Origin of the sequence: Paucibacter sp. M5-1 (assembly GCF_027498415.2) — a bacterium.
GTDB lineage: Bacteria > Pseudomonadota > Gammaproteobacteria > Burkholderiales > Burkholderiaceae_C > Roseateles_E.
In genome coordinates, this window is sequence record NZ_JAPZLM020000001.1 from 2,020,541 (window position 1) to 2,032,750 (window position 12,210).

General features: G+C 69.8%; 14 protein-coding genes. 7 read left to right on the plus strand and 7 right to left on the minus strand.

Translation table 11 applies throughout. The annotated features are described in order from the left end of the window. Positions 1-11 precede the first annotated feature (11 nt). From O5M90_RS09365 to O5M90_RS09375, 3 genes are all read left to right on the plus strand, one after another. Positions 12-650 carry a peptidoglycan recognition protein family protein gene (locus O5M90_RS09365; RefSeq protein WP_440401986.1) on the plus strand — a complete coding sequence of 213 codons (639 nt, stop codon included), beginning with the start codon at positions 12-14 and terminating at the stop codon, positions 648-650. Positions 651-742: 92 nt separating this feature from the next. Beyond that, positions 743-1,486 carry a zinc ribbon domain-containing protein gene (locus tag O5M90_RS09370; protein WP_269838771.1) on the plus strand — a complete coding sequence of 248 codons (744 nt, stop codon included), beginning with the start codon at positions 743-745 and terminating at the stop codon, positions 1,484-1,486. 1 nt (position 1,487) lies between these two features. Beyond that, positions 1,488-2,522: a TAXI family TRAP transporter solute-binding subunit gene (locus tag O5M90_RS09375; RefSeq protein WP_269838770.1), complete on the plus strand. Its 1,035-nt coding sequence runs from the start codon at positions 1,488-1,490 to the stop codon at positions 2,520-2,522. 6 nt (positions 2,523-2,528) lie between these two features. Here the strand turns inward: O5M90_RS09375 and O5M90_RS09380 are convergent, their stop codons facing one another. Further along, positions 2,529-3,260, minus strand: a complete 732-nt coding sequence (locus tag O5M90_RS09380; RefSeq protein ID WP_269838769.1) for a Crp/Fnr family transcriptional regulator — start codon at positions 3,258-3,260, stop codon at positions 2,529-2,531. Positions 3,261-3,361: 101 nt separating this feature from the next. On the opposite strand from O5M90_RS09380, the gene O5M90_RS09385 reads away from it, so the two are divergent. Beyond that, complete coding sequence (locus O5M90_RS09385; RefSeq protein ID WP_269838768.1) at positions 3,362-3,880, plus strand: hemerythrin domain-containing protein; 519 nt, start codon at positions 3,362-3,364, stop codon at positions 3,878-3,880. On the opposite strand, the gene O5M90_RS09390 is transcribed toward O5M90_RS09385, so the two are convergent. Genes O5M90_RS09390 through O5M90_RS09415 form a run of 6 tightly spaced genes read right to left on the minus strand, consistent with a single transcriptional unit; the run spans position 3,870 to position 10,204 of the window. Then, complete coding sequence (locus O5M90_RS09390; protein ID WP_440401988.1) at positions 3,870-5,177, minus strand: glycerate kinase type-2 family protein; 1,308 nt, start codon at positions 5,175-5,177, stop codon at positions 3,870-3,872. The two genes, O5M90_RS09385 and O5M90_RS09390, sit on opposite strands and share 11 nt — an antisense overlap. A 7-nt stretch (positions 5,178-5,184) precedes the next feature. Continuing rightward, the gene (gene glxR / locus O5M90_RS09395) at positions 5,185-6,081 is read right to left on the minus strand and encodes a 2-hydroxy-3-oxopropionate reductase (protein ID WP_269838767.1); all 897 of its coding nucleotides are present in this window, start codon (positions 6,079-6,081) and stop codon (positions 5,185-5,187) included. After that, positions 6,078-6,854 (minus strand): 2-dehydro-3-deoxyglucarate aldolase, encoded by a 777-nt coding sequence (garL, locus tag O5M90_RS09400; RefSeq protein ID WP_269838766.1) that lies wholly within the window; start codon positions 6,852-6,854, stop codon positions 6,078-6,080. Before garL ends, glxR begins: the two co-directional genes overlap by 4 nt. 23 nt (positions 6,855-6,877) lie before the next feature. Then, a complete protein-coding gene (locus O5M90_RS09405) occupies positions 6,878-7,849 on the minus strand; it encodes a Bug family tripartite tricarboxylate transporter substrate binding protein (RefSeq protein WP_269838765.1) in 972 nt (323 codons plus the stop codon). Between the two features lie 38 nt (positions 7,850-7,887). Further along, positions 7,888-9,213 carry an enolase C-terminal domain-like protein gene (locus O5M90_RS09410; protein ID WP_269838764.1) on the minus strand — a complete coding sequence of 442 codons (1,326 nt, stop codon included), beginning with the start codon at positions 9,211-9,213 and terminating at the stop codon, positions 7,888-7,890. 16 nt (positions 9,214-9,229) lie between these two features. Next, positions 9,230-10,204: a Bug family tripartite tricarboxylate transporter substrate binding protein gene (locus O5M90_RS09415; protein ID WP_269838763.1), complete on the minus strand. Its 975-nt coding sequence runs from the start codon at positions 10,202-10,204 to the stop codon at positions 9,230-9,232. A 136-nt stretch (positions 10,205-10,340) separates the two neighbouring features. Between O5M90_RS09415 and O5M90_RS09420 the strand changes: the two genes are divergently transcribed. From O5M90_RS09420 to O5M90_RS09430, 3 genes are all read left to right on the plus strand, one after another. Next, positions 10,341-10,997 (plus strand): DUF4124 domain-containing protein, encoded by a 657-nt coding sequence (locus O5M90_RS09420; protein ID WP_269838762.1) that lies wholly within the window; start codon positions 10,341-10,343, stop codon positions 10,995-10,997. Between the two features lie 102 nt (positions 10,998-11,099). Then, on the plus strand, positions 11,100-11,960 hold the full coding sequence (locus O5M90_RS09425; RefSeq protein WP_440401989.1) for an aminoglycoside phosphotransferase family protein: 861 nt from the start codon (positions 11,100-11,102) through the stop codon (positions 11,958-11,960). A gap of 37 nt (positions 11,961-11,997) precedes the next feature. Then, the gene (locus tag O5M90_RS09430) at positions 11,998-12,210 is read left to right on the plus strand and encodes a DUF4287 domain-containing protein (RefSeq protein WP_137940975.1); all 213 of its coding nucleotides are present in this window, start codon (positions 11,998-12,000) and stop codon (positions 12,208-12,210) included.

Below are 12,210 nucleotides of genomic sequence, written 5' to 3' on the forward strand. Positions count from 1 at the left end.
CAATCAAAGCCATGATGCCCAATCCCAAGCTCCGTCCATTTTTGGCACTTTGCTGCTGCGCCGCACTGGCGGCCTGCGCCGGCACACCGACCAAGCAAGACCTTGCCCTGCCGACCATCATTACGGTCGACGCCTGGGGGGGCAGCGCCGCCGCCGAACCGACCCGCCCGCCGCAGCGCATCACCCACATCACTCTGCACCACCAGGGCGAGAGCTGGGCCGAGGGCAAGGACGTGGCCGCCTATTTGCGCCGGCTACAGCAATGGTCACGCCTGAGCAAGCGCTGGGCCGACATCCCCTACCACTATGTGATCGCGCCCGATGGCCGCATCTACGCGGCCCGCGATCCCGGCACGGCCGGCGACACCAACACCGAATACGACCCGCGCGGGCACGCGCTGGTGATGCTGCTGGGCAACTTCGAGGAGGTCGAGCCCAGCGCGGCACAGCTGCGCGCCACCGCCGAGCTGATGGCTGCGCTGGCGCAGCGCCACGGCCTGACGGCCGAGCAGATCGCCTCGCACAAGGACTACAGCGCGCAAACCCTCTGCCCGGGCCGCCACCTCTACCGCCATCTGCAGAACGGCTGGCTGCAGGGCGCCGTGACGGCCCGGCTGGCCGGCCAGCCCCTGCCCGAACCCGTCCCCTGAATCGGGCGTATGCCCCGGCTGGCGGCGGCGCCTGAAGCGCAATATAGTGAGACGTCGCCAGGATGACGGCTTACCGCACGGATTCCGCCTGCATGCTCATGTCACCCGCCACCGCACTCGCCAGGCCACTGAACCAGTGTCCCTATTGCGATCATGTGAGCCCGGCGAATTCCAAGTTTTGCAATGAGTGCGGTGCGGCCCTGCATCTGAAGCCCTGCCAGCACTGCGGCGCGGTCAACGATGTGACACTGACCAGTGTCTGCGCCCGCTGCAATGGCGCGCTCAACGAGGGCACCGCCGTCGCGCTGGTGGAAGCCGCTCAGCCCCAGATGTCGACCGAGAGGCCGACCGAGATGCCGATGACAGCAGTCGACTCGCTGCCCTGGCAGGAGGCACGCCCCGCCCTCGCGGCCCGCCCATCGCCGCCGCTGCGCCTGCTGCTGATCGCCGCGCTGGCCCTGGGCGGTCTGGGTCTGTATGCCTTCCAGCACAAGCCGGCGCCGCCCAGCCCCTCGGCCGCCATCCCTGCGCCGGCTGCCGTCGAGGCCAAGGCCGAGCTCCCAGCGCCGGCCAGCGCAGCAGCGCCGGCCGCCTTGCCGGCCCGCATCGACGAGCCCGCGGAACCGGTGGCCAGCGCGGCCGCTGTCACGGCAGCGGTCGCGGCCGAGCCACCTGCGGGAGGCCGGCCCGCCCCCGCACCGAGGCCAGCAGCAAGACCCCCGCAAGCCAGCCCGGCCCAGCGATCGAACGTCGAGCCACCGCCGCCCAATATCGGTCCCTGTACCGATGCCGTCGCCGCACTCGGCCTGTGTACCCCCGCTCCACGGAGACCCTGATATGCGATCCACCGTCTGGCGCTGCCTCGCGCTCACCCTTCTGGGCCTCAGCAGTGCCATGACGGCGGCGGCGCAGGCCCGCTACAAGATCGTCACCGCCTCCGACAAAGGCACTTACTACGCGATCGGCAAGGATCTGGCCAAGTTCGTCGCGCCCGATGCGGATATCGATCTGGAGGTGCTGGCCACCTCGGGCTCGGCCGCCAACGTCAAGCTGATGCGCTACGAACCCGGGGTCAAGCTGGCCATCGTGCAGGCCGATGTCTACCAGGCCTTCATCGACCGTGCCGACACCGGCAATAGCGAGGCCGCCGCCATCATCCGGCCGCTGCGCGTGATCCTGCCGCTGTACAACACCGAGATCCACTACATCGTGCGCGCCGACTCGCCGCTGAACTATCTGCACGAGATCAAGGACGCCAGGATCAACGGCGGCCTGGTCGGCTCCGGCGCGGCGCTGATCACGCACACGCTGTACCGCATGATGTTCGGCGGCCCGATGCCGGAGGCGCAGGCCGGCTATCTGTCCAACGAGGAGGCCCTGGTCAAGCTGATCGGCGACAAGTCCGTCGATGTGGTCGTGGTGGCCGCCGGCCAGCCGGCGCCGCTGGTTGCGAACATGAAGCCCGAGGCGCAGAAGTTCATCAAGCTCCTGAAGTTCGACCCCAGCCACCCAAGCAGCAAGTCGCCGTTGATGGTCTATGCGCCGGCCACGGTGCGCGCCAGCAGCTACCCCAACCTGCTGAGCGAAGACTTCACGACGATCTCGGTGGGTGCCTTCCTCGTCACCTACGACTACAACACCCGCGGCACGCGCGACTACTTCAGCAAGCTGGGCCGCTCGATCTGCCAGAACTTCGAGCGCCTGCAGTCCGAGGGGCACCCGAAATGGCGCGAGGTCAGCCTGAGCCTGCCCGAGCTGGGCAATGGCTGGAGCTATTACACGCCCATCACCCGCGAGCTGCGCAATTGCACGGCCAAGCCGGCCAAGCCCAAATGCTCGGCCGAGGAGCGCATCCTGGGACTCTGTCGCTGAGCTCGCTCAGTCCGCCGCCAGCTGCCGCAGCGCGGCCGGCGCCAGCAGGCTGACCGCATAGCCCTGCACCTCGATCAGGCCCTTGAGCTTGAGCTGGCGCATCATGCGCGACAAGGTCTCCGGCGTGATCGCCAGCTGGGCTGCGATATCGCGCTTGCGCTCGCCCAGCTGCAGCAGGGTCTCGCCATCGGCGCGCTGCAGCAGCCAGGCCGCCAGGCGTTTCTCGGCGTCCTTGTGCATCAGGTCATGAGCGGTGCCGGTCAAGTTGTGCACCGTGCGGGCCAGCCCCACCAGCAAACGGTCCAGCATTGCCGCCTCGCGGCTCAGCAGGGCCCGCATCGCGGCCAGTGGCAGCGCCAGCACCTGGGCCTCGCCCTGGGCGCGCGCGTCCTGGGCAAAGCCCTGAGCCAGCCAGGCGCTGCTCAGGTCCAGCCAGGCCGGGCCCCGCACCGTGCGCTCCAGATGGAAGGGCTGGTCATGTCGCGCCTGCCCCAGCCCGACGGCCCCGCGCAGCACGGCCAGCAGATGCAGCGCCGGCTGCTCGCGCTGCATCACCGGCGCACCGGCACTCAGGCTGCGCAGCTCCACCATCTGGTTGAGCGCGTGCAGCTCCGCCCCGTTCAGCGGCGGGCCGCCCAGCAGGGTCTGCCAGTCGCTGCCGGCAACGGGTGCACAGGCCCGACCCGGCGCGATGGCCAAGGAGTCGATGCCGGATCTCGAGGCTTGGGGGCTGTCCACGGTGTGTGAGGCTCGGTCGGAGATGATGGCTGCAATGTGGCCCAGACCGGTGCCGGCGTCCTTGCGCTTTGTCAAAGCCAGGCCAGGCGACAATCCTCCCCATGCGCATCGCAGCCCAGCCCGGCAGCAGCTACCAGCAACCCTTCGAGCTGCTGGCGGCCTGCCATGAGCGGATCGAGCGCAGCCTGCGCCTGCTGGCGCGCCTGTGCGAGCACCTGGCCACGGCCGGGCCGGATGCGGTGGCCCGGGACGCGGCCCGCGATGTGCTGCGCTATTTCGATATCGCCGCGCCGCTGCACCATCAGGACGAGGAGCTGCATGTCTTCCCGGCGCTGGCCGGCGACCCCGCGCTGGCGCCGGTCTGCGCCCGCTTGCAGGCCCAGCACCGCGAGATCGAGGCCCGGTGGCGGCCGCTGCGCGCGCTGCTGCAGGCCCTTGATCCGGCCGAGCTGGCCGCGCTGAGGCAGGCGGCCGAGGCCTTTGCGCGGCTGCACGAGGAGCATCTGCGCAGCGAGAACGAGCTGATCTTTCCGGCCGCCCGGACCCTGCTGGGCGAGGCGCAAGGCCAGGCGATGGGCATCGAGATGGCCGCGCGGCGCGGCCTCACGCTCACAGAATGAGCAGGGCGCGGAAGTCGTTCACATTGGTGAAGGTCGGCCCCGGCGAGACCAGATCGCCCAGCGGCGCGAAGAAGCCGTAGGCGTTGTTGGCATCGAGCTCGCGCTGCGCGCTCAGGCCCAGCGCGGCGGCGCGGTCCAGCGTGGTCGGCGTGACGAGGGCACCGGCGTTGTCCTCGATGCCGTCGATGCCGTCGGTATCGGCGGCCAGCAGATGCACACCCGGCTCGCCCTGCAGCGCGATCGCGGCGCCGAGCAGGAATTCGCTGGCCCGCCCTCCCCGACCGCCCTTGGCCTTCACCGTCACCGTGGTCTCGCCGCCGGACAGGATCACGCAAGGCTTCCTGAACGGCGCATCGCGCCGCGCCACCGCACGGGCCAGCGCCGCATGCATCTTGCCGATCTCGCGCGACTCGCCCTCGATCTCGTCGCTGAGGATGTGGGCGTCCAGGCCCAGCGCGCGGGCCGCCTCGGCGGCGGCCTCCAGGCTTTGCTGCGGGGTGGCCAGCATCTCCAGCCGGTGGCCGTCGAAGCGGGCATCGCCGGGCTTGGGCGTCTCGAAGGCACCCGACTCCAGCCCGGCCCGCGCGGCCGGCGGCAGGGTGATGCCGTAACGCTTGCAGATCGCCAGCGCATCGGCGCAGCTCGTCGCATCGGGCACCGTCGGCCCGGAGGCGATCACGGCCGGGTCGTCGCCGGGCACATCGCTGATGCTCAGGGTCAGGACTTGCGCCGGCGCGCAGGCGGCGCCCAAGCGCCCCCCCTTGATGGCCGACAGATGCTTGCGCACGCAGTTCATCTCGCCGATGGCCGCGCCGCTTTTCAGCAGCGCGCGGTTGATGGCCTGCTTGTCCTCCAGGCTCAGCCCCGGCGCCGGCAGGCTCAGCAGCGCCGAGCCGCCGCCGGAGATCAGGCAGATCACCAGATCGTCCGGGCCCAGGCCTTGGGTCAGCGCCAGCATGCGCGCAGCCGCCTCGCGGCCGGCCGCATCGGGCACCGGATGCGCGGCCTCGACCAGCTCCAGCCGCTCGGGACGGTACCCGGGCGGGGTGTGGCCGTAGCGGGTGATCACCAGACCCGACAGCGGGGCCTGGCGCGGCCATGCTGCTTCAAGCGCCTGTGCCATCGCGCCGCCGGCCTTGCCGGCGCCCAGCACCAGGGTGCGGCCTTTACTGGGATCAGGCGGCGGCGGCAGCTGCGCCGCCAGCACCTGGCCGGGCAGTGCACGCGACACCGCGACATCGTAGAGATGGCGCAGCAGCGCCCGCGGGTCCTTCAGCAGCAGATCAGCAGAGCTCATGCGCCGATTATGCGGACCCGCCCAGCTCATGCTTGGCCAGCAACTCCAGCGCCCGCACCAGGGCGGAGTGGTCCAGCTGCTCATCCCCCTGGGCCGCACAGGCCTGCATCAGCTGGGCCGCGTTGGCGGTGCCGGGCAGCGCCATCTTCAGCGCCTTGGCACTCTGTAGCGCCAGGTTCAGGTCTTTCTGGTGCAGCGCGATCCGGAAGCCCGGGTTGAAGGTGCGCTTGATCATGCGCTCGCCATGCACTTCGAGGATGCGGCTGGAGGCGAAGCCGCCCATCAGCGCCTCGCGCACCTTGGCCGGGTCGGCACCGGCCTTGGAGGCGAACACCAGGGCCTCGCTGACCGCCGCGATATTCAGCGCGACGATGATCTGGTTGGCCACCTTGCAGGTCTGGCCCGCACCGGCGCCGCCGACCAGCGTGATGTTCTTGCCCATCAGCTCGAACAGCGGACGGATGCTGTCGAACACGGCCTGCTGGCCGCCGACCATGATGGTCAGCGTGCCGGCCTTGGCGCCGACCTCGCCGCCGGAGACCGGCGCGTCCAGCCAGGCGCAGCCGGCCGCCTCGATGCGGGCTGCGAAGTCCTTGGTCGCGATCGGGGCGATCGAGCTCATGTCGACGACGGTTTTACCGGCGCTCAATCCCTCGACCACGCCACCGGCGCCGAACAGCACCCGCTCGACATCGGGGGTGTCGGGCAGCATCGTGAAAATGATGTCGGCCGCGCGGGCCGCCTCGGCCGCGCTGGCGCAGACGGTGGCGCCGGTGGCCTTGACCTCCTCGCGCAGCTGGCTGCGGGTATGCACAAACAGCTGATGGCCACCGGCCGCCAGCCGCAGCGCCATCGGCGCGCCCATGATGCCCAGCCCGATGAAACCGATCTTCCTCTGACTCATGCCTTGTACCTTTCCGCCATTGACTGGGTGGACGCCCGCAGGGCGCCCAGATCACTGCCGACCGCCACAAAGGTGGCGCCCAGCTCCATATAACGCCGCGCGTCGGCCTCGACCGGCGCGAGGATGCCGCTGGGCTTGCCGGCCGCCTGGGCCGCCCGCAGGATGGCCTTGATCGCTTCCTGCACCGAGGGATGGTTGGCATTGCCCAGATGGCCCAGCGCCGCAGCCAGGTCCGAGGGGCCGACAAAGATGCTGTCCACGCCCTCGACTGCCGCGATCTCGGCGACGGCGGCCAGGCCGGCGCGGCTTTCGATCTGCACCATCACCGTGATATTTCGATTCACCTGGGCGAAGTAGTCGGGCACCGTGCCGTAGCGGTTGCTGCGCTGCGAGACCGAGACCCCGCGCACGCCCTCGGGCGGATAGCGGGTGGCGGCCACCGCCGCGAGCGCCTGCTCGACGCTGTCCACCATCGGGATCAGGAAGTTGTGGAAGCCGGCATCGAGCAGGCGCTTGATCAGCACCGTGTCGTTGAGCGGCGGCCGCACCACCGGGGCCGAGGGGCTGTCTTTGAGCGCCATCAGCTGCGGGATCAGGCTCAGCACATCGTTGGGCGCATGCTCGGCATCGAGCAGCAGCCAGTCGAAGCCGGCCACGCCCAGCACCTCGGTGGTGATGGGGCTGGCCAGCGAGCACCAGCAGCCGATCAGGCGCTCGCCGGCCAGCAGACGCTGGCGCAGGCTGTTGGGGAAATTGCGGTAGGGCGTGAGCATGGTCGTTCTCGCTTGCTGTGTCATCAATCCAGTTTCAGGCCGCTCTTGGCGACCACGGCGGCCCAGCTCTTGCGCTCGCGCGCGAAGAAGCCGGTGAATTCGGTCGGCGACATCGTGTGCACCTCGGCACCCTGCGAGGCCAGGCGGGCGCGCAGGTCCGGCGAGCGGATGATGCGTATCAGCTCGGCCGAAAGCTTGGCCAGCGCGGCCGGCGGCATGCCGGCGGGCACCAGAATGCCCTGCCAGGTGCCCGACTCGAAGCCGGTCGCGCCCTGCTCGGCCAGGGTCGGCACATTGGGCAGCAGCGGCACGCGGCTGGCCTTGGAGACGCCCAGCACCTTGAGCTTGCCGGCCTGCACCGAGGGCAGGGTCGCCAGCATGCCGTTCATCAAGACCTGGGTCTGGCCGGCAATCGTGTCGCCGATGGCCTGCGAGCCGCCCTTGTAGGGGATGTACTCCCATTTGGCGCCGGTGATCGCGGCGACCGCCATGCCGGCCACATGGGGGGCGCTGCCGACGGCGGTGACCGCGAAATCCATCTTGCTGGCCTTGGACAGCGCCACCAGCTCACCCAGATTGTTGGCCGGCACCGAGGGGTGGACCACCAGCATATGGGGCGAGTAGGCCAGCATCGCCGCGCCCTTCAGGTCCTTGCTCGGGTCGAAGCCCAGCTTGGTATAGACCGAGGGGCTGATTGCCAGCGCGGTCACATCGCACAGCAAGAGGGTGTGGCCGTCATTGGACTTGGCCACCGCGTCGGCGCCCAGATTGCCGCTGGCACCGGCGCGGTTTTCGACGATGACGGTCTGCTTCAGCGCCTCGCCCAGCGGCTGGCTGATCGCGCGGGCGATGATGTCCGAGGTGCCGCCGGGGGTGTAGGGCACGATGATGCGGACGGTGCGATTCGGCCAGTTTTTGGCCTGATCCTGGGCCTGGGCCAGGCCGGCGGCGAACAGACTCGCCAGCAGCGCGAGACGAAGAGATTTCTGGGTCATGCGGGTGTCTCCGGGGTGTTTGCTTCTGGTTCGGTCGATCAGCGCAGCAGGCAGGGCTTCTTCGGATCGAAGGCCCAGCCCGGAATCAGGTATTGCATCGCCATCGCGTCGTTGCGCGCCCCCAGGCCATGCTGCAGATAGAGGGCATGGGCGCGCTCCACGGCGGCCATATCGAGCTGCACGCCCAGGCCCGGCGTGCTCGGCACCCGCACCTCGCCGCCCTGGATCTGCAGCGGCTCAAGGGTCAGGCCTTGCCCGTCCTGCCAGATCCAGTGGGTGTCGATCGCGGTCAGCCGGCCCGGCGCGGCGGCCGCCGCCTGGGTGAACATGGCCAGCGAGATGTCGAAATGGTTGTTCGAGTGCGAGCCCCAGGTCAGGCCATGGTCGCGGCAGGTCTGGGCCACGCGCACCGCACCGCTGAGTGTCCAGAAATGCGGGTCGGCCAGCGGGATGTCGACCGCCTGCAAGGCAATCGCATGGGCCAGCTGGCGCCAGTCGGTGGCCACCATATTGGTGGCGGTCGGCAGTCCGGTGGCGCGGCGGAATTCGGCCATCACCTCGCGGCCCGAGAAACCGTCCTCGGCGCCGCAGGGGTCCTCGGCATAGGCCAGCACGCCGTGCAGATCGCGCAGCAGGCGCACGGCATCCTTCAGCAGCCAGCCGCCGTTCGGGTCCAGCGTGATGCGCGCCTCGGGGAAGCGGGCCTTCAGCGCTTGGATGGCCTCCACCTCGGCCTCGCCGGCCAGCACCCCGCCCTTGAGCTTGAAGTCGGCAAAGCCGTAGCGGGCCTGGGCCGCCTCGGCCTGGGCGACGATGGCCGAGGGCGTCAGCGCCATCTGGTGGCGCTGGTGCAGCCAGCCGCCGCCCGCATCCTCGCGCACATAGGGCAGATCGGTCTTGCCGGCATCGCCGACGAAGAAGAGATAGCCCAGCATCGCCACCGAGTCGCGCTGCTTGCCCTCGCCCAGCAGCTCGCACAGCGGCACCTCCAGATGCTGGCCCAGCAGGTCCAGCAGCGCGCACTCGACGGCGGTCAGCACATGGATGGTGGTGCGCAGATCGAAGGTCTGCAGCCCGCGGCCGCCCGCATCACGGTCGGCGAAGCGCTCGCGCACCTGGCCCAGCAGGGCCTGCCAGCGACCCAGCGGCTGGCCTATGGTCAGCGCCGCGGCCTCTTCCAGCGTCTGGCGAATCGCCTCGCCGCCGGGCACCTCGGCCACGCCGGTGTGGCCGGCGCTGTCCTCCAGCAGCAGCAGATTGCGGGTGAAGAAGGGGGCATGGGCGCCGCTGAGGTTCAGCAGCATGCCGTCGCGGCCGGCCACCGGGATGACGCGGGCGCTTTTGACGAGAGGGGTGCGGCTCATGGTTTGACTTGCTTGCTCAGTCTGCGGTGATCTTGCCGGTCTCGATGACGGTCTTCCAGCGTGCAAACTCGCTCTTCTGGAAGGCGGCGGCCTGCTCCGGCGTGTTGGCCACGGTCTCGATGCCGACCTCGGCCTGCTTCTGCTTCAGCGCCGCATCGTTCAGCGCCGCGACCAGGGCCTGGTGGATCTGGCCACGCAGCGGCGCCGGCAGGCCGCGCGGCGCGGCAATGCCCTGCCAGGAATAGACATCGGCGCCCTTGATGCCGGCCTCGCTCAGGGTCTGCACCTGGGGCAGCACGGTCGAGCGCTTGTCACCGGTGACGGCCAGCGCGCGCAGCTTGCCGCTCTGGATGTGCTGCAGCACCGCGTTGACATTCTGGAACGAGGCATCGACCTGGCCGCCCAGCAGATCGGTGATGGCCGGCGCGCCGCCCTTGTAGGGGATGTGGGAGCCGGAGGTGCCGGTCTGCTGCCAGAACAGCTCGGCGGTCAGATGGTCCGAGGAGCCGTTGCCCGAGGACGCAAAAGTCATTGCACCGGGCTTGGCCTTCAGCTGGGCGATCACATCGGCCATGCTCTTCAGCGGCGAGGCCGCCGGCACGACCAGCACATTGGGCGCCTGCACCGCGACGGTCAGCAGGTCGAGGTCCTTCAGTGCGTCGTACTGCACGGCCTTCAGCAGGTGCGGCGCGATCACATAAGGGCCCAGAGAAGCCACCAGCAAGGTGTAGCCATCGGGCGCGGCCCGCTTGACCATGGCCGAGCCGACGGTGCCGGTGGCGCCGGGCTTGTTGTCGACGACGACGGTCTGGCCCCAGCGCTCCTGCAGCTTGGCGGCCACCGCGCGGGCCAGGGTGTCGGTGGAACCACCGGGCGGGAACGGCACCAGCAGGGTCACAGACTTGTCCGGGAACGCAGCAGCCGTGCCCGCGAGGCCGGTGGCCAGCAGCAGGCCGGCGAGCCAGCGATGCAGGGTCGAAGGTGTCTTCATGCTTGTCTCCATGATTTAGTTGTACGTCATCATACAACTGACCTCTGGAAATTGCATGCGCGTTTGCCCGACACTGTCGTCCGGTCAGCGGTCTGCCGCGTTGGAGCGGCACAAATTGTCATCAGGGGGCACGGCAATGAGACAGGAACACAGGGCCTGGGCGAGGCTCGCCATCTTTTCCTTGATGGTCGGCCTGGGCACCGCAGCCCAGGCCCAGGTCTGGAAATGCAAGCAGCGCGATGGCGGTGTGAGCTTTTCCGATGTGCCGTGCCCGGGCGCCGGCGAGCCGGTCGAGCAGCGCCGGCTGCAAAGCAATGTGGCCGACGCCCCACGCCTGCCGCCGCCCGAGAACAAGCCCGCCGCCAGCGGCCCCGCCCAGCCCCCGGCCAATGACTGCCCGGGCGACCTGGAGCTGCGCAATATGGAGACCCGCGCCAACTCGACCAGCCTGGGCGACCGCGAGCGCGCCTTCATGCAGGACGAGATCCGCCGGGTGCGCCAATGCCGCAAGGGCCAGGGGCGCTACACCGCCGAGGACTGGGCGCTGAGCCGCCAGGCCCAGGAAGCGCAAAGCAGCTCAAACGCGGAAAAGGAGCGCCTGCGCGCCGAGGGCATGCACAGCGCGGCCGACCCGCTGGAAGGCGAGCGCATCGTCCGCCAGCGCGAGAGCGAGGCCCTGGCCGCACGCAACCAGGCGCGGATGGAGCGGCGCCGGGCGCTACAGCCACAGCCGCCGGTCACCCCGCCCTGCCCGGCCAAGCCGGGCTCAGGCCCGGTGGCGCCCTGCCGCTGAGCCAGGGCCACCCCGACGCGCCGTAAGGCGGAAGGGAAACTTTCCACACGGGGCGGGCCAGCGGCCCTCGCTGACAATCTGCCGCAATCCCATTGCCGCCCGATGATCGAGCCCGCCCCCGCTTTCGACGCCCACCGCCCCGACCCGAGCAGCGCCCTGCGGCCCTGGCTCAAGCGCTGGTCGCTGCAGCCTGATGGCCCGGCCTTCGCCACCCATTCCAGTGCCCTGCAGCCGGTGCTGCACCAGGGCCAGCCGGCCATGCTCAAGCGCGCCTACAACGCCGAGGAGCAGCACGGTGGGCGCCTGATGCAATGGTGGGACGGGCGCGGTGCCGCGCGCGTGCTCGAAGGCGACGAGCAAACCATCCTGCTGGAGCGCGCGACGGGCGCCGGGTCGCTGGCACGGATGGCGCAGGACGGCCGCGATGACGAGGCCTGCCTGATCCTCTGCGAAGCGGCCCGCCAGCTGCACAGCCATCGCGGCGAGCCGCCGCCGGGCCTGGTAGATCTGGCCGAATACTTCGTCTCACTGCGGCAGGCCGCCCAGCAGCACGGAGGCCTGTTCGAGCCGGCCTGGCAGATCGCCGCCCGCTTGCTGGCCGGCACTGATGACAAACAGCCGCTGCATGGCGATCTGCACCACGAGAACGTGCTGGACTTCGGCCCGCAGCGCGGCTGGCTGGCGATCGACCCGAAGCGGGTGATTGGCGCCCGTGGCTTCGACTACGCGACCCTGTTCGGCGACCCCCTGGATCTCGGCGCCGAGCTGCCCGGACGGCTGGGCCGCCGGCTCGCCGTCGTCGCGCCGGCCAGTGGCCTGCCGCCAGGCCTGCTGCTGCAATGGATTGCCGCCCAGCAAGGTCTGTCGGCAGCCTGGCATCTGGAGGACGACGAGCACACCGAGGCGCAACTGCCGCTGTCGGTGCTGTCTGCCGCGCTGGCCCTGGGGGCCACCGATCTTTGATCCCGCTTTCCGACCCTGCCATTCAAGGAACCCAGGCATGAGCACGAACGACAAGCCGCAAGGCGGCCCGGCCACTTACTTTCCGTCCATCGAGAAGAAATACGGCCAGCCGATCGCCCATTGGCTGAGCCTGGCCGAGGGCCTGAAGGGCATGAAGCATATGGAGATGGTCGCCTGGTTCAAGACCGAGCACGGCCTGGGCCATGGCCATGCCAACGCCATCGTGGCCTACCAGCTGGCGCGCAAGTAG